The sequence below is a fragment of the Glutamicibacter uratoxydans genome (assembly GCF_006539925.1).
Classification (GTDB): Bacteria; Actinomycetota; Actinomycetes; order Actinomycetales; family Micrococcaceae; genus Glutamicibacter; species Glutamicibacter uratoxydans.
In genome coordinates, this window is record NZ_BJNY01000008.1 from 25,956 (window position 1) to 43,058 (window position 17,103).

Annotated in this window: 16 protein-coding genes; 9 read left to right on the forward strand and 7 right to left on the reverse strand. The window is 53.8% G+C overall.

The window, feature by feature from the left end; all coding sequences use genetic code 11:
* Positions 1-64 precede the first annotated feature (64 nt).
* The 4 genes from AUR04nite_RS07800 to dnaA all read right to left on the reverse strand — a co-directional run bounded on the left by AUR04nite_RS07800 (position 65) and on the right by dnaA (position 4,908).
* The gene (locus AUR04nite_RS07800) at positions 65-622 is read right to left on the reverse strand and encodes a DUF721 domain-containing protein (RefSeq protein ID WP_141363677.1); all 558 of its coding nucleotides are present in this window, start codon (positions 620-622) and stop codon (positions 65-67) included.
* The gene (gene recF, locus AUR04nite_RS07805; protein ID WP_141363679.1) at positions 615-1,778 is read right to left on the reverse strand and encodes a DNA replication/repair protein RecF; all 1,164 of its coding nucleotides are present in this window, start codon (positions 1,776-1,778) and stop codon (positions 615-617) included. The genes AUR04nite_RS07800 and recF overlap by 8 nt, the downstream gene beginning before the upstream one ends.
* 61 nt (positions 1,779-1,839) lie before the next feature.
* Positions 1,840-2,967 (reverse strand): DNA polymerase III subunit beta, encoded by a 1,128-nt coding sequence (gene dnaN / locus AUR04nite_RS07810; protein WP_141363681.1) that lies wholly within the window; start codon positions 2,965-2,967, stop codon positions 1,840-1,842.
* A 501-nt stretch (positions 2,968-3,468) separates the two neighbouring features.
* Positions 3,469-4,908 (reverse strand): chromosomal replication initiator protein DnaA, encoded by a 1,440-nt coding sequence (gene dnaA / locus AUR04nite_RS07815; RefSeq protein WP_407646675.1) that lies wholly within the window; start codon positions 4,906-4,908, stop codon positions 3,469-3,471.
* Between the two features lie 27 nt (positions 4,909-4,935).
* On the opposite strand from dnaA, the gene AUR04nite_RS07820 reads away from it, so the two are divergent.
* From AUR04nite_RS07820 to AUR04nite_RS07860, 9 genes are all read left to right on the forward strand, one after another.
* Positions 4,936-5,142 carry a hypothetical protein gene (locus tag AUR04nite_RS07820; RefSeq protein WP_141363685.1) on the forward strand — a complete coding sequence of 69 codons (207 nt, stop codon included), beginning with the start codon at positions 4,936-4,938 and terminating at the stop codon, positions 5,140-5,142.
* A gap of 282 nt (positions 5,143-5,424) precedes the next feature.
* Positions 5,425-5,562, forward strand: coding sequence for a 50S ribosomal protein L34 (rpmH, locus tag AUR04nite_RS07825; RefSeq protein WP_082124037.1), 138 nt, complete (start codon positions 5,425-5,427; stop codon positions 5,560-5,562).
* A gap of 65 nt (positions 5,563-5,627) precedes the next feature.
* Positions 5,628-5,978: a ribonuclease P protein component gene (gene rnpA, locus AUR04nite_RS07830; RefSeq protein ID WP_141363687.1), complete on the forward strand. Its 351-nt coding sequence runs from the start codon at positions 5,628-5,630 to the stop codon at positions 5,976-5,978.
* Entirely contained in the window at positions 5,978-6,355 is a 378-nt protein-coding gene (gene yidD, locus AUR04nite_RS07835; RefSeq protein ID WP_141363688.1) for a membrane protein insertion efficiency factor YidD, read from the forward strand. The genes rnpA and yidD overlap by 1 nt, the downstream gene beginning before the upstream one ends.
* Positions 6,355-7,320 (forward strand): membrane protein insertase YidC, encoded by a 966-nt coding sequence (gene yidC / locus AUR04nite_RS07840; protein ID WP_141363690.1) that lies wholly within the window; start codon positions 6,355-6,357, stop codon positions 7,318-7,320. The genes yidD and yidC overlap by 1 nt, the downstream gene beginning before the upstream one ends.
* A 2-nt stretch (positions 7,321-7,322) precedes the next feature.
* Positions 7,323-7,850, forward strand: coding sequence for a Jag family protein (locus tag AUR04nite_RS07845; protein ID WP_141363692.1), 528 nt, complete (start codon positions 7,323-7,325; stop codon positions 7,848-7,850).
* Between the two features lie 44 nt (positions 7,851-7,894).
* Entirely contained in the window at positions 7,895-8,536 is a 642-nt protein-coding gene (gene rsmG / locus AUR04nite_RS07850; RefSeq protein WP_141363694.1) for a 16S rRNA (guanine(527)-N(7))-methyltransferase RsmG, read from the forward strand.
* A gap of 177 nt (positions 8,537-8,713) precedes the next feature.
* A complete protein-coding gene (locus AUR04nite_RS07855) occupies positions 8,714-9,643 on the forward strand; it encodes a ParA family protein (RefSeq protein ID WP_281285114.1) in 930 nt (309 codons plus the stop codon).
* Between the two features lie 190 nt (positions 9,644-9,833).
* Positions 9,834-11,015 carry a ParB/RepB/Spo0J family partition protein gene (locus tag AUR04nite_RS07860; protein ID WP_141363696.1) on the forward strand — a complete coding sequence of 394 codons (1,182 nt, stop codon included), beginning with the start codon at positions 9,834-9,836 and terminating at the stop codon, positions 11,013-11,015.
* A 348-nt stretch (positions 11,016-11,363) separates the two neighbouring features.
* Here AUR04nite_RS07860 and AUR04nite_RS07865 read toward each other — a convergent pair whose 3' ends face one another.
* The 3 genes from AUR04nite_RS07865 to AUR04nite_RS18150 all read right to left on the reverse strand — a co-directional run bounded on the left by AUR04nite_RS07865 (position 11,364) and on the right by AUR04nite_RS18150 (position 14,121).
* On the reverse strand, positions 11,364-12,137 hold the full coding sequence (locus AUR04nite_RS07865) for an ISAs1 family transposase (protein WP_141363698.1): 774 nt from the start codon (positions 12,135-12,137) through the stop codon (positions 11,364-11,366).
* Positions 12,138-13,110: 973 nt separating this feature from the next.
* Positions 13,111-13,386, reverse strand: a complete 276-nt coding sequence (locus AUR04nite_RS18140) for a hypothetical protein (protein WP_218024656.1) — start codon at positions 13,384-13,386, stop codon at positions 13,111-13,113.
* Positions 13,387-13,749: 363 nt separating this feature from the next.
* A complete protein-coding gene (locus AUR04nite_RS18150; protein WP_218024658.1) occupies positions 13,750-14,121 on the reverse strand; it encodes a hypothetical protein in 372 nt (123 codons plus the stop codon).
* Between the last annotated feature and the right edge of the window lie 2,982 nt (positions 14,122-17,103).

The window sequence follows — 17,103 nt, forward strand, 5'->3', positions numbered from 1 at the left end:
GATCTGCTGAGGGGGGATCCAGCTTGAGGGGGCGTTAGAGCGCCATATGCCGTACCAGCAATTTCTAGCCGTAGGTGTCTCGAGGCCCGCGGCCTGCCACTGATCGGCTGCCATGACGCCACGACGGCGCATTCGGTCCAAGCACGCGGATCACCGTAACGATTCCGGGTCCCAGCTCGGCATCGAACTTCTTGAGCAGCTGATGAGTCATCAGTTTCAGCTGGGTGGCCCAGGAGGTGGAATCACAGCGCACGATCACTACGGTGTTTTCAAATGATTCAGGCTTGCAGTGCTGGGAAATCCGCTCCCCGACCAGCTCATCCCACCGTCCGAGCACCGACCCCACTGCTACTTGGGTGTTCCACCCTCGAGCCTTAGACATGCGCGCGACAACGTCCCCGATGGACCTCGGGTCTCGAGCTGCGCCTTCCTCCGGGGCGGCTTTGCCCGCAGCAAAGGCATTTCTTGCCGCCTGGCGCTTGCGCACCTTGGCCATGCGCGCAGCGTCGAGCCGTGAATCGCCGCGTTCTTCAGCAAGCTTGCGCATGCGGTTGAGCAACGCCTTAGCGGCGTCGATTTCCGGATCCATGCGGTGCTCATCGTCGAACTGTTGGCTAGGCATCGACAACCTGCCCAGGGGAGACCTGGAAGAAATGCCCCTTCAACGCATCGGGAACATCATCCATGACCGCAGCGGTAACCAGGACTTGCTCCGCGCCGGCGACAATATGAGCCAGCCGGTTGCGTCTTGTCGCATCCAGCTCAGCAAACACGTCGTCGAGAATCAAAATCGGCCCGGAGCCAGTGCGCGGATCGTCGTCGCCGAAAACCCTGTAGGCGGCCAAGCGCAACGCCAACGCGAACGACCACGTTTCGCCATGCGACGCATAGCCCTTGGCAGGAGCCTGGCCCAGGGTGAGCACTACGTCGTCGCGGTGAGGGCCGAAGAGCGAAACTCCGCGGTCAAGCTCTCGAGCTCGGTTTGCCTCGATCGCGTCGAGCAGCAAATCCTGGATCTCTTCTTGGCCTAGATTTTCCAGATTTTGAACCGGGAGGCTGTTTTCATCCCATTCCCCCTCGAGCGAAGAACGGTAGACCGCGTTGGCGGCTTTTGCCCCGTCGGCAAGGTCTGCATAGGCTGCCTGCATATAGGGGCGGAGCAATGCCAGCACATTCAAGCGGCCGCGGATTAAGCGTGCACCGCAAGCTGCCAGCTGCAGATCCCAGGCCTTGAGGGTATTTTCTTGAGAAGCGTTCAGCTTCGATTTGCCGCGAATGGATTTCAACAGCGCATTGCGCTGCTTCACGATTCGTTCATAGTCGTTCTTGGTGCCGGCCTCGATTGGGCGCAGCGCAACTAGGAGTTCATCGAGAAAACGGCGCCTATTAGATGGGTCGCCCTTGATGAGTGCGAGATCTTCCGGAGCAAAAAGAACTGTGCGCACTAAACCAAGGATTTCTCGTGCCCGCACCGGGTTGGCCCGGTTGATGCGGGCACGATTGTGCTTCCCGCTGGTAATCTCCACCTCGAGCTGCATCTGTTGGCTGCCGCGGTGCAAAGTTGCGCGGATCAAGGCTCGTTCTGAGCCGAAATTCAACAACGGTGCATCGCTGCTGACTCGGTGGGAGGAAAGATTTGCCAAATAGCCGATGGATTCAACGATGTTCGTTTTGCCCACGCCATTGGGGCCGACGAGAACGTTGACTCCAGGAGCCAGATGTACGTCAGCCTGCATGTACGAGCGGAAGCTCGTGAGGGAAAGCTGAGAGATATACACCGTGGTCCTGACGAAGAATGCGGGGCAGGAATGATCGTTTTCCTGCCCCGAATGCGATTAACTAGTTCGAATTTGGCAGACGAACAGGCATCACCAGATAGCGATACTGGTCCTGGTCGTCTTCATCAAGCTTTTCCTGGCCCGTAAGCATTGCAGGCTTCGGGGCGCTGGTGAAGGAGAAGCGCACAAAATCCGTGTTGAAGGAGTTCAGGCCTTCCGAGAGGAAAGTCGGGTTGAACGCAACGGTGATGTCTTCGCCGCGAAGTGCAGCGACAATTGCTTCTTCGGCCTGGGCATCTTCACCAGTACCGGCGTCCAATGTCAGCTGTCCGTCAATGAAAGCCATGCGCACAGGGGTGTTTCGTTCTGCGACCACCGAAACGCGGCGGACTGCTTCAATCAACTCGCTGGTGCGGACAGTTGCATGAATTGGGGTGTCGCTAGGGAACAACGAGCGAATCTTTGGATACTCGCCATTGATCAGCAGCGAGGTGGTTCGACGGTTGGCGCTTTCAAAGCCAACCATTTCGCCGTTGGCGCTGATGGCAAGCTTCAGCTCTCCCGCGCCAGATAAGGTCTTGGCCACTTCGCTGAGGGTCTTGGCCTTGATCAGGAACGAGGTAGAAATTTCTGGCTGGTTAGGAGTCCAGTTCAGTTCGCGCATAGCCAACCGGTAGCGGTCAGTAGCCAAGAATGTAATCAAATCGTTTTCGATTTCTACCTTGATGCCAGTCAGTACTGGAAGGGTGTCATCCTTCGATGCAGCGACAATGACCTGGGAAACAGCTGACGCGAAGGCCTGTCCATCGATGACACCTGCAACCTCTGGCAATGCAGGAAGCGTTGGATACTCATCCACCGGCATGGTTGCCAGATGGAAACGGGAACGACCACAGGTCAACGTGATCTTAGAACCCTCAGTTTCAATGCTTACCATCGAATTAGGCAATGAACGGGTGATTTCTGCAAGAAGTTTGCCTGAGACCAAGATCGAACCCTGTTCGGAGATATCCGCGGGGATCTCAATATGAGAAGAAATTTCGTAGTCGAATCCCTCGAGGCGTACTAGGCCTTCATGCGAGGTGATCAAAATGCCAGCTAATACAGGCGATGGTGGACGCTGAGCTAGCGACCGTGCCGTCCAAGATACGGCATCTGCCAAAACATCCTTTTCAACGCTGAACTTCACGAAAAATCCGCCTTTCGGAACCTAATAAGTCTTAAGTCAGGCCAAGAAGGTTGTCCTCGCCAAGTTCTTAAGCATAGAGGAGGTAGTTGCATGTTCTCTGCAGACAATCTTGCCACGTCTAAAAGTTCTCTGCTCTTGGAACTGTTCCAACTGTGTACGAGGCAACAAAAAATTTCTGTAGCGGCAGTCTTTGAGGGCTCTGGATTTTTAGTTCTGCACAGTTTTTGGGTGATCAGAGGGAGGTGGACTCGTTATTTGGATGGATAAGAGTTTAAAGGGGAAGTGTTAATAACCCTTGTGGATACTGTGGAAAAGCACTTACTTCCCAGATCCGGGGCCAATTGTGCATGCGAACAATCTGTGACTGGGAGTGACACTGAGTTCCACGAAGCTGTTGATACTCAGTGTCACGCTTTTTAACGTCCACATGCGCAGTAGCACTTATCCGCAGCATGTCACCAGATAGTCCACATATTTATCCACACCTGTGGCAATTAGCTTTTAGAGCTCGCGCTGGCTTTGCTTGATGCGGTTGGTCAGCTCGGTAACCTGGTTGAAAATTGCTCGGCGTTCTGCCATGAGCTCACGGATTTTTCGGTCAGCATGAATGACGGTGGTGTGGTCTCGACCGCCAAGCTCAGCGCCGATCTTCGGCAAGGACATTTCGGTGAGTTCACGCAGCAAGTACATAGCGATCTGACGCGCAGTTACCAACGTCCTCGTACGTGACTTGCTGTTGAGCTCTTCGATGGTCAGACCGAAGTACTCAGCCGTCTGCTTGATGATGGTTGACGGCGTGATTTCTTGGGCGCCATCTTCACTGATCAGGTCCTTGAGAACAGTTTCAGCTAGAGCGAGATCGACTTGCTGGTTATTCAGGGAGGCGAATGCGGTGACTCGAATCAGCGCGCCTTCGAGCTCGCGAATATTCGTGGAGATGCGCGAAGCAATGTACTCCATGACATCACCCGGTGCCGAGAGGTTTTCGGCATCGGCCTTTTTACGCAGAATTGCAATGCGAGTTTCCAGCTCCGGCGGCTGGATGTCGGTCAACAGTCCCCACTCAAAGCGGGAACGCATGCGGTCCTCAAAGCCTTGAAGCTGCTTTGGCGGCAGGTCCGAGGTAATGACTACCTGCTTGTTGTGATTATGCAGCGCGTTGAACGTATGGAAGAACTCTTCTTGGGTCGCATCCTTGTTTGCCAAAAACTGGATGTCGTCAATGAGCAGAATGTCGACGTTGCGGTACGTCTGCTTAAAGCTCGCACCTTCGTCGTCGCGGATCGAATTGATGAAATCGTTGGTGAACTCTTCTGAATTCACGTATCGAACGCGGATGCCCTTGTAGAGATGGCGGGCATAATGCCCAATGGCGTGCAACAAGTGAGTCTTGCCCAAACCCGAGTCCCCATAAATAAACAGCGGGTTGTATGCCTTGGCCGGTGCTTCGGCGACGGCAACTGCCGCTGCATGGGCGAAACGGTTGGACGAACCGATCACGAAGGTATCGAAGATGTACTTGGGATTCAGCCGTCCGAATTCCTGAGAATTCGATGGAGGAGTAGGCTGTGGCGCCGGCTGAGGACGTGGGCCAGGCGCGTCGGAAACGGCCGGAGCAGCTGCTTGCGTCGGGGCAGGAGAATCAGATTCGCTGTTTTCGAGCTCTTCGGACAAGGACAGATCGACACTTACTGCGCAGCGGATATCGTCCTGGAACACTTCACGCAATGCATCGTCCAGCGGCTCACGCAACTGGGTCTGCAACATGTCACGGGTGAGGTCATTGGGCACGGCGACCAGCAGCGTAGTCCCAATAAGACCCTGGGGCTTAGCCAAGGATACGAAGGCACGATGGCGAGCCTTGACCCGGTCGTCGTCTTCGATCTTGCGGATGACCTGACGCCAGGAGCTGCCAATGCTATTGGTCTCGTCGCTGCTCACTAAGGGCGCCCCTCTTTCCATCGATTAATGCAATCTTGGTCACTTAATGCCCGTGGGACGGGTGTTGAAAATGCCAATTTTGCTCAAGTGCCACCATTGATTCTATCCACCATCCACATGGTTATGCACAGCATGGTGGAAAAACCGAGCGTTTCGGGTGTGGAAAACTGGTTTTCCCTTGAAATCAGGCCAATTCAAGCGGTACATGACAAGCGTTTTCACCCGATTTTGTGAATTTTCTTTCTTTGGCGTCGAGAGTAATCCACAACTTTGAGGTAGATTATTCACAGGCCCGGTACTGCAGCGCCGGTAGGGTGTGTCATGCGCGCGCCAATTTGACCTACTGCGCAGATTTTCCTATTGTTATTCAGTCCTATGTGTGCGTTTTGCGACCTGCTCAGTTTTAGAAGAGCCCGCAGAAGCATGCGTTTTTCAAAGTAAATGTGCGTCAGCCTGTTGTTATCCAGCTAGCTAGTAACGGGTAAGGCGTATCACTGAACGTCTTGGAGTATCACCGTGAGCAAGCGGACTTTTCAGCCAAACAACCGTCGTCGTGCCAAGAAGCACGGTTTCCGTCTTCGTATGCGTACCCGCGCAGGCCGTGCCATCCTGTCGGCACGCCGCAGCAAGGGCCGCAGCGAGCTGTCCGCATAAATTTGCGACACAGCTCTTGGCAGCATAGTTATTCTGGGCTCGTCTAAGAGTCAAGAAGAAATCTTATGTTGCCAAAGAATCAGCGACTGCGCTTAGCGCAGGACCTTACAGCCACTGTACGTTCCGGTGTCCGAAGCGGACGCCGGAACGTCGTGCTATATGCACGCCCTCGCGCAAACGATCAGGTGGGGGACAGGTTTGGATTTATTGTGTCCAAGGCTGTAGGTATTGCCGTTAAAAGGAACCTTGCCAAGCGCCGGATGCGCGAGATTGCTCATGAGCTTCGACGCGATGACGGAAACTTGGACATTGTCGTGCGCGCTTTACCTGGAGCCGCCGAACTTTCATGGGACGAACTGCGTTCCCAAGTGACTTCGGCCTTTGCTTCAGCCGTGCGCAAATCCGAGGCCCGCTGATGCGCAAGGACTCAAAGCCCCGCACCGGTGTCCTGTGGTTCATCCTCGATATTCCACGCAACATCCTTATTGGGCTAATTAAGCTTTACCGTAAAATCATTTCGCCGATCTACGGCGATGTTTGTCGATACTTCCCCAGCTGTTCTGCCTATGGGCTCGAAGCAGTTACCCAGCACGGTGTCATTAAAGGCTCCGGACTGACTATATGGAGAATCCTTCGGTGCAATCCGTGGTCCCACGGAGGCGTCGACCAGGTCCCCGAAGGGCCGAGGATTTGGCCAGAAGGTAAACTGCCGAGGATCATAGTTCTGAATCATCCTGTGATTCCCGACGATGAAGACGCCGCGGATAGCGGCCGCAAGGAGCGCGACCTCTAATGAACAACTTTCTAGACACCATATTGACGCCGTTTACGTATGCGGTGTCATGGGTTCTGTGGGCTTTCCACGAACTGTTTTCGTTCATTGGCATGGATCCAAATTCCGGCGTTACCTGGACCCTGTCGATCATCTTCCTGGTGCTGTTGATCCGTACCCTGCTGATCCCGGTCTTCGTCAAGCAGATCAAGTCTCAGCGTGCCATGCAGGCCCTTCAGCCTGATCTGCGCAAGCTGCAGGCCAAGTACAAGGGCAAGACTGACCAGCTCTCGCGCCAGGCAATGGTTCAGGAACAGCAGGCGCTGTTTAAGAAGCACAAGACCAACCCGCTGTCTTCCTGCCTCCCGCTGCTGATCCAGATGCCGTTCTTCTTCGCGCTGTTCCGCGTGCTGAACAACGCTTCGCACGCCAGCGAGATCGGCCAGTCGGTCGGTGCATTGTCTGTTGAGAACATCCGCAGCTTCGACTCTGCAACAATCTTCGGCGCTCCGCTTTCAGACACCTTCTTGGGCACCTTCAACTCCGGCAGCCCAAACATTGCCGTCATCATCGTTGCAGTCGTCATGATCCTGGCAATGATCGCTTCGCAGTTCTTCACCCAGCGCCAGCTGATGACCAAGAACATGAGCGCCGAGGCCCTGCAGGGTCCATTCATGCAGCAGCAGAAGATGATGATGTACATCCTTCCGCTGGTCTTCGGCATCGGCGGCATCAACTTCCCAATCGGTGTGCTGATCTACTGGACCGCTACCAACCTGTGGACCCTGGGCCAGCAGTACTGGGTCATTCACAACAACCCGACCCCTGGTTCGGAAGCCGAGCGTGAGCTGAATGCCCGCCGCGCAGCCAAGGGCTTGCCTCCTGTAGGCCAGAAAAAGAACTCTGATGTAGAAGAGACTGTCGTTGAGCAGCCAAAGGGCCAGCGCCAGCAGCCACAGCGTAAGAACCGCCGGAAGAAGAACTAGCCATGACTGCAACTGAAAACATTGGTGTAGAAGAGCTCGAAGCCCAGGTCGAAGGGAACGAAGAAGTTCTCGATGAGGGCGACGTCGCTGCAGACTACCTTGAAGAGCTCTTGGACATCGCCGATCTCGATGGCGACATCGACATCGAAATCCGAGGCGGACGCACCTACATTTCCATCGTGACCGATGAGGACGACGTCGATCTGGAGAACCTCGTAGGCAAGGACGGCGAGGTGCTTGATGCGTTGCAGGAACTCACCCGCCTGGCAGTACTGAACGCCACTGGCGAGCGTTCACGCTTGATCCTGGACATCGCCGGCTACCGCGCAGACCGCGCTGAGCAGCTGACCAAGATTGCCCAGGATGCGATCGAAGGGGCTAAGCAGAGCGGCGAGCCTGTGCACCTGGAGCCGATGAGCGCCTACGAGCGCAAGCTCGTCCACGACGTCATTGCAGATGCAGGACTCCATTCGGAGTCCGAAGGCGAATCCACTCGCCGCCATATCGTCGTATCGACGCTGGACAGCTAAGCTTCCACCCAACGAACCTGCACAAGAACCAAAGGACCCATGCAATGACCGAGGATCTGAGCCTCACAGCAGAAGAGCAGCTTGCCGCCGAGAAGATTTTCGGCGACCGGCTGGATCTTGCCATGCGCTATGTAGAGCATTTGGCAACCTCGGGCATCGAGCGTGGGCTGCTTGGTCCGCGTGAGGTTCCACGTTTATGGTCGCGCCACGTCTTGAACTGTGCCGTGATCGAGTCGGTGATGGAAAAGGACGCTGAAGTAGCCGACGTAGGCTCTGGAGCTGGCCTCCCTGGGCTTTGCCTGGCCATTGCCCGACCAGACCTCAAGCTGACCCTCATTGAGCCGCTGGAGCGCCGCTGCATCTGGCTCAGTGAAGTCATCGACGACCTCGGGCTGGACAACGTAACCGTGATGCGTGGGCGTGCAGAACAGATGGTCGATGTGGTGAACGCGCGCTATGTAACTGCTCGAGCTGTATCAGCTTTGACTAACCTTGCAGGGCTCACAATGCCGCTTCTACATGGCGATGGCGAACTGATCGCCATCAAGGGACGTTCGGCGGCTGAAGAAATCGAAAAGGCCTCCAAGGCCATTCGTAAGCTTGGCGGCAAGGAAACCGAAGTAATCGTTGTCGGTGAAGATATCTTGAAGGAACCTACTACGGTGGTTCGTATTAAGGTTGCCTAGCCCATACGCGATAGGCTTTTAAGGGATGTGGATTGCGTAAGACTGAGGTTTCATCAGGTTTGTAACCTCAATTATTTATGCAAACACCAAAGCTTGTTTTGAATGTTTCACGTGAAACATTCATCGATGATGAACTGGAATAGTGCCATCATCAATCCATGAGGAGGAGTTTCACCTTTGTCTAAGGCCAAAGAATCGGCAAGTAGTGCTTTTGACTTCAACGACTCTTCTTCGCCTCTGGCAAGCCAGCTGGCAAGCGAGCACCGTCGTCGCGAAGCATTGGATTCTCGCAAAGTTCCTAAGCCGGAAAAGACTCGCTATTTCACGATTTCCAATCAAAAGGGTGGCGTTGGTAAAACTACCACCACTGTGAATTTAGCTGCCGCATTAGCCAAGGGCGGCCTTAATGTCTTGGTGATAGATATCGATCCACAGGGCAACGCTTCAACGGCCTTGGGTATTGAGCACCATGCCGAAGTGGACAGCATTTATGACGTGCTGATCAACGATGTGCCTTTGGCTGAAGTTGTAGCCACCTGTCCAGAGCTTCCAAGCCTGCAGGTAGCTCCAGCTACCATTCATTTGGCTGGTGCCGAAATTGAATTGGTCTCGCTTGTTGCGCGTGAACAAAGACTGCAGCGGGCCCTAGACGACTACGCCCGAGCTCGACAGCGGGCTGGGCAGCCTCGGCTGGATTACGTTTTCATCGACTGCCCACCAAGCCTGGGACTGTTGACGGTCAATGCATTTGTTGCCGCGCGTGAAGTTCTAATTCCCATCCAGTGCGAATACTACGCACTCGAGGGTTTGAGCCAGCTGCTGAAGAACATTGAGATGATTCAGAAGCACCTGAATTCAAAGTTGACTGTTTCAACGATCTTGCTCACTATGTATGACGGTCGCACTAATCTGGCAGCGCAAGTGGCCAATGAAGTGCGTGAGCATTTCCCTGAACAGGTTCTAGGCGCAGTGATCCCACGATCGGTGCGAGTTTCCGAAGCTCCGAGCTACCAGCAGACCGTAATTACCTATGACCCGAACTCCACCGGTGCGCTTTCATACAGTGAAGCTGCCTATGAGATAGCGGACCGTGGGGCAAAGTCCTAACACGAGAGATTTCAGCAACTAAGTACAAGATAGCAATATTTATTAGTTGTTTATTAACATGATCTTGGTTCATTTGCATTGATGCTTTGGGACACCCTGGCAATCAGGCGGGATACGTCCCACTCGCAGCTCTTAAGAACAGTAGACTAGTCATGGGTTGTGAATTTCTTGAAAGGGCGTGCATTTCGGTATGGCAGATAAAAAACGTGGCTTGGGTCGAGGCCTTGGGGCGTTAATCTCAAGCACGCCTGCCGCACCTGCGGCGGATGAAAAGCAGGATGTTTCACGTGAAACACCAGCCGCGGACAGAGAAGCTGCGCAGCCAAAGTCGAAACCTGCACGCCCGGTGGATATGTTCTTCGAACCGGGACGTAAATCGGCATCATCGCGAACCGCTGCACCCTCTACGCCTGCCTCTAAAGCGTCTAAGAAGCCAAGAGCAACCATGCCTGGTCTGCCAAATACTCTGGCACCATCGAAGCCGAAGACTGCTGAACCTGAGGAATCTCCGAAGGCACAGAACGTAGTTTCGGATTCAGGGGAGGGGCTTGTTGACGTTCCAGGCGCTCAGTTTGCTGAACTTGACGTTAAGCTGATTCACCCTAACCGTAAGCAGCCACGTACCAATTTCGACCAGGATCATATGGATGAGCTCATCCATTCCATCCGAGAGATTGGATTGCTGCAGCCTATCGTTGTGCGCCCATCGCGAGAGCAGAACGACGCTTCTTACGAATTGGTCATGGGTGAACGTCGCTGGCGTGCAACCCAAGCGGCCGGTCTCACGACTATTCCGGCCATCATCCGCGACACCCAAGATACCGATCTTCTTCGCGATGCGTTGCTCGAGAACTTGCATCGCTCGCAGCTGAACCCACTTGAAGAAGCCGCGGCATATTCGCAGCTCCTTGAAGAATTCAATTGCACACAGGAAGTATTGTCAGAACGCATTGGGCGCTCACGATCACAGATTTCCAATACGATCCGTCTTATGAAACTTCCGCCTCTGGTTCAGCGACGTGTCGCGGCGGGTGTGCTTTCTGCGGGCCATGCACGTGCATTGCTGGGGCTATCTAATCATGAAGCGATGGAACAGCTGGCGCAGCGAATCATTAATGAAGGACTGTCTGTGCGCGCTACTGAGGAAGCTGTAGCGTTGAGTGGCGATAAGCCTAAGCCAAAGAGTAAGAAGCCACGAGAAACCCAAAGAAATGATCGTCTGGATTTCTTGGCAACATCGTTGGCAGACCGTTTGGATACTAATGTGAAGATTCAGTTGGGCAGCCGAAAAGGCAAAGTTAGTATCGAATTCGCTTCGGTAGACGACTTAAATCGCATCATGGAAGTGATCGATCCAAATCTTAAGTCCTAAGCTAGGCCTCTCAGAACGGCGCATTCTCTCCGGAGAATGCGCCGTTCTGCGTCTTCGGGGGAGTAGTAGGTAGTGTTTCACGTGAAACAGGAACTGGCTGTAAACCCTTAGAACGATGCGAGCGATATTAAATCGGTGTCCAAGTAACCAAAAAAGAGGCCATGCGGAACGTTCTTAACTGTCGGAGTTATGGCCATGGCGTCTGCAAAGCCAGAGAGCAAGGCTCAAATCAATCATCGCTAACACCGTCTCCGAATGACTCCGAAGGTTCTGAGTAGCCTTTGCCAGTTTCCGATAATCACGCTGTTTCAACAAGGTAATGGCGATCCTCCGCAATATCGTCATCACCTACGGTACATAGCCTTGACGCACTTGGGACTTATCTTCATTCCATGTCACGTCCCGTCGCCAATGCAGCCCATGCTCGATGACCCGATGGCCACGGATCAGCGCGCCTATATCCGCAGGGCTAGCTAGATGAGTCAGCAACGACGTCAACGCGTGCACTCTCTCCGTACGCCATCTCGTTGCCTTTACCACCCGGGATTTACGGGTGATCTGTCTGGCCTGTGCAGCGTGAGGGAAGCGGAACCCAGTCGTCAGTGTCACGCATTTGATAGTTCGAATCGTTCGAATCGTCCGACGCCCGTTTTTCATTTCCACATTCCGACTTCCCACCGGCACTTGATCGCGAGGGATCTGCTGTAGCTCGTCCTGTAGCTTGGGATGACTGCCTTTCACCGTGAACACATAGTGTGCTCCGCGGGCCCGCAGATAGCGGGCGTGAGGCGTCTGCGTATGCAACGCGTCAGCAGTGGTGACCTTGCCTTTGAGATCCAGAAAATGGACCAGGGGAGCAGAGAACTGGGTAATCTGATTCGTTTTCGCCCCCACTGGCATTTGAGCACAGACTGCGCCGGTGTGCTGATCGACCAAAGCCGGCAAATGCACACGGTTCTGTCTGCCGTTCTTCGTTCCCTGAATCTCTTTGCCGTCCATGGCAGTCGCCTTACCGGTGGACAGTGTTTGGGCCAACTGGAATAGAGAAACTCGAAAGTATTGCTGTCTAGGCGTAGGAACAGGCTGGCGAGGTTGGTGGCATGTGGGTTTGGTTATTTGCATGCTTTACAGGAGTTCCTGCACGTTACGAGGGGCTCGGAGTCTCGTCTCAGATGTTGTGGCGTTGTTTGTGGTTCACGACTTTGCAGACGCCTTGGTAGCTATCCCTCTAGTCCGGTGCGAGATGAACTTGGACCGGTTTCGAAGAAATCCGCAGTGTCGCGACGGGCGGCACCGACATGTTTGATCTACCCGGCGCAGAAGTTCTCCGCCTACATCACGGTACTGTTCTTCATGAATTTCAGTTCGTTGACCTACGTGCATAGTTCGCACGGGACTTCAAGAAGAGGATGTAGAAATGGTCGCTCATCGGTTGAGAAAGCTGCTTCGGAGGATCCGGTTCGTTTCAAGAAGGGCTAAACGCTCAAGGTTGGATATCCGAAAATAGTTCGCGAGGCACTGCATGCCGATGTTGGCGACCCATTCCTGAAGTATCGAGGTGATGTTCCAAGTGTCAATGTGGCCAAGGGGTATTTACCACGATCGCATTATCGTCGGGGCATTGGAGACGGCCTGCGGACCTGAAGCTGCTTGGCGGTATCTGCCCAGTCGATTCGCATGTTGATACCTCTGCTGGTACCGGACTCTGGAGATTGCTCCATACAAGGTCGCGTAGCGTTGACAGACTTGCAGAACTGGGAGCGGTGCAATACAGCACAGGTGGCGTTGGCTTGACCGATGCATTCATCGTGCAAGAGTTTCAAGTTGGTGTCAGCCATGACTACCTACATAGGCACTACGCTCAGTTCAGGAAAGAAAAGACGTCGTAGCATCAGCTTCGGCAACCGACGAACTGTTGGAAATCATGCTCACCGATGAAGTCTTCTACATCTTCGAAGCTGCAGAGGAAGCAGTCTGCCAGGTTGAAATCTTCAGTGCCTTAATTGGGAGAGGGGAGCCTGTTGTGTCATTTCATTACCTCCGGGAACACTGATACGTTCCTTCAGATGAAAACCTCCGCGAAATAGATGGTTCATTACATTGCCGTCTTCACCAGCCGAGCTGAGGGCCCGGACTTCACAACCGCTAGCTCCTCGAGCCGTCCGGTCAACCCGAAGATCTGCTGGGACAAGGCCATGCCCCGGATCTTCTTGGACGCCGCATTCATCCGGATTACCAGCATCTTCCGCACCGCCGGATGCGCCACCGCACGCTGATACGGCGTGGCATGTCGATCATCGACCTTGGTCACCTTCGCCCCGTGGCGAATCTTGGAAACCAACTTCTGCTGTGGCAGAAGAAAGTTAGTCAAGATCCGATCCAGCACCCAAATCTAGTCGAGCAACTCCACCCCTCGGGACCGTCATACCGCTGGTAGCCCACCAGCTCTCGGACCCTTGACCAGTTCTTCTGCTCCACGTGCGCGCCATCGTACTTGTTCCCTGCCCTCGAACACGCAAACGTGATCTACTGCTGTTGGCAGAAGCGCAGCAGCTCCTGGCTGATGAACTCACTGCCGTTATCCGAGTCAATGCCGATGATCGGGAACGACAAAGATTTCCATAACATGCATCAACGCGGCGTACACGTGCTTCTGGGCTTGGTTGCGCACCGAACCGTTCACTGTCCGACCGGTGCTGATATCGGTGACGGTCAAGGTGGAGCAGAACTCGCCTTAGCTATGGCCTCCTTCGTGGCCGATCAGATCGATCTCTACGAAGCTGAGAACCGCGTCATCCCATTCAGCCCAGGTACGCACCGGGATCCGGGACTTGAGTAGGGAACCGCGCTTGGTATGTGAACTGCCTCGAAGGGCCATCCTCTTCCGTTCGTTGGCCCGTCTGCGGTCGAAGGTTGAAGCACTTATTCGTACCAAGAGCGCCGCCTGCTCGTCGGTCACGTCCAAAGCTTTCTCACTGCGTAGCTTGGGCACGTGGTAGGTCATGGAAGCCGCCAGTAGTTTGGAGGTCGGCCCGCGTAGCACCGCCCAGCACAGGGTCAGCGCTGCTTGCAGGTCAGCAGGGGAGATGGGGCTTCCGTCCGGCACGCGCGATGCGGGGCGTGGGAGGCTGGAGTGCCTGGCGCAGGGCAGCGCGGGCCTAGTAGCAGTGCCAGCAGGTCAGCACGTCCAGGATCTGTGACTTCCCGGACTTGTCCGTCCGGTGGTAGTGCTTGGCGAGCTTGGTGGTGACTTCTTGGCGTGCGCTCATTGCAAGTCCCAGGGTGCTGGGCAGATACCCGAAGATCCTGAGAAGCAAGAGCTGTTGTGCTGGAGGTTTTCTTATGACGCAACGGAGTATCCGTGCTGGAGATCTTTATGAGTCAGCGAGGGGAGTGTCCTTGAACAGAAGAAGCTGAACAATTGACTCTTTGAGAGCCACCAATATTTCTGTTCGGAGCCACCCGTTATTGTGCTTCAGCGCCACCCAATAGTCTCTTACAGAGCCGCCACCCGATATCAGCAGTTTCGCTGGCAGCTCCGAGCAAAGAAGCTCACATGTTCGATTTTGGAAGTTGTTCCGTCCAAAGACACTATCGTTGATAAGACTTGCACCACCGGTCATGGCCCATGAACGCTGCTCCGGTGGCTTTGCTCAGTTTTTATACACCCATGGCCCAGCCTGGGGATTGAAGAGGCTTTCGTGTTCACATGCGTTCTTGGAAACGTAGTTGCTAGACCTTTGCTTCGTTGAGGTTCCTGAATTTGTCCTAGCCGAGCTCGGCGGTATCGGCTGCGTTGCTAATTTCGGTGACGCTATTGCGGGAGAAGTCTTGGCTGGAGACGATGACGCGTCCTGATAAGTTTTTAGCTCTAAGTCGTAGTATCCGCTTCGACAGCAATAATCCTTCGTACATTCACAACGGCTCCGTCTACGACAGATACAGTTGCACGGTGGAAGAGTTTCTACAGGGTGGCTCTTGTCTGAGAATAGCGTTGTTGGAAGCCGTTAGTTTTGAACCGGAGTATCGGTCGTTCTCAAAGGGGCCAATACTCATGGATTTTAGATTCTGTACGTGCTTTCCTGGACGAGTTCCGCTGACAACCAATGCATTGAATAACGTCGACTCCCTCCTAGGGACGATTGAATCCACATGGGCACCAGAGTCCGCAGGAGCCCGTCTAACGACCGAAGAGCAGTCGTGCCGGGGGAGCAGAGTCTCAGCGGTTGAGAGCGCCAGTCAAGAACGCCCATGGCCACTGGTGAAAGTTGGCAGACGGGGATCCTCGTCTCGATCATCATGTGCGAAATCAGTGAAATCGCGAATAATGCCCAGTTTGCTGTGGGAAACATGCTGGCTGGTACTACGAGTCGTTCGAAATCGAGAGCTATCAGTCTCGATATCGCTGACGCTCGATTGTCCGCGCATGGAGCTATTTATAGGAGGACCAGTGGTGGCTTGTTGATTCCAGCTGAGGTGCACTTTTGGTGTATCACCGCATTGGGTCAATATGAATCGCGGACAACAAGACGTGAATCTACATCTGCGTCCCCGTATCGATGTCCTAGTTCCTGTAGACGATCCGAGCATACTTTTTCCGGTATGAGGGATTCTAATAAAGTTGAGCCGACAACTTCAGCAAGATTCTGGGGCCGATGAGATTCAGCCAGGGCCTCTTCGTCTTGAATCAAACAGCGATATCTGGAATGAAAGACCGATTCAGTGCAGAGCCAATTTGATATAAGCAATGCCTCACTCTTGAATGGCGGTTGCTTTATCTGGATTGCCCGTGCCGATTATGAATAGAGAGTGGCTTTGAACAATAGTGTCGAGGACCTATGACAGGTTGGTGTCTGGCAAGTTGGTTTCTCTTGCATCTGCTCTCGATCCCCGCTTTAAGAGTTGCCTGGCCTGATGCACCGAAGCGTGAACAGGTGGAGCAAGTTCCGGCCGACGGCATCTAAGGCGGTAAATCTTGATTTGGCCAGCTGATGCTATGCGGACTTATTATCTTGGGAACTTCAGATATAGCGGACTCTAGCCTTGCCTTTCGATATGGAGATTGGTCGGCTTCTGTAGAACAGTAATTTTGGGTGCAGCAGATTCTGGTAGAGGCTTGATTGAACCTCGGGGGAGAGGAATGATGTTGCTGGAGATTGTTGCTCTCATCGAATAGGCCGATGTAGTGTTCTGAACCGTCATTAGCCTGAAACAGGACGGGTTAGCCGCAATTTTCGAGCATGAGCTGGTCTTAGAGTCTTGGGCTGAAGGTATTCACTCGACACGCCAAGCAACATGTCGTTGTCGAAGAATTTACTCACGAGGTCTATGAGATGGACCGCCGTCGCTTTGGAGTTGGATTCCTGGTCCTTCAGGCCCGGTCACTGACTGCAGCATGAACTTTTTACTAAGCAATAGCCGTTGTCCTTGCCGCTGGACGTTGATTTTTCGAACCACTTTTCGGCGCATTAAAGGAGCGGCATGATGACACTTTCTCGAAACCCCAACAGCATACCTTCCGCAATCAGATTCATACTGAGGCCATTCTGCTTTCGTTGGATGTGCGAAGTCAGATGTGCTTTAGCGGTCGGTAGGATCACTTCTAGTGTTGCCCTAGATTGTCATTCCAAACTCTCGGGACGGGAGCTGCTAAGCGTAGCAGTGGAACTGGCATGAAAGCTGCAGCGTAGAGTCTCAGCTGGTCGAGTGCACGCTAATTCTGAGTAAAAGGTCTTATTGGCTTACCGTTCAGGTCTAAGTCTCGGAACTGGTTCCGCTGCCTAAAGTGAATAGATCCCAACACCATGAACCAATGAATGAGCCGAGTGGGTTTCTTGTTCATGTTTCACGTGAAACAGAAGCAAGAAATGAATCGATCGCGAATCACCATCTTCGCTCACCCTCGGAAATGTTTCACGTGAAACGGAGTCTTTCAATGCCAACAGTTCGTAGCCAGGGGAGTCGCAATAGAGTTCGCAGTGCCGCAAGAATTATGCGGGGATCAGTTGGAGTCCTGCGTGGGCAAAAATATTGGGGATCCTGCACCGAAGCGCGCCACCTTCCCATGGAAATTCCACACACGCTATCC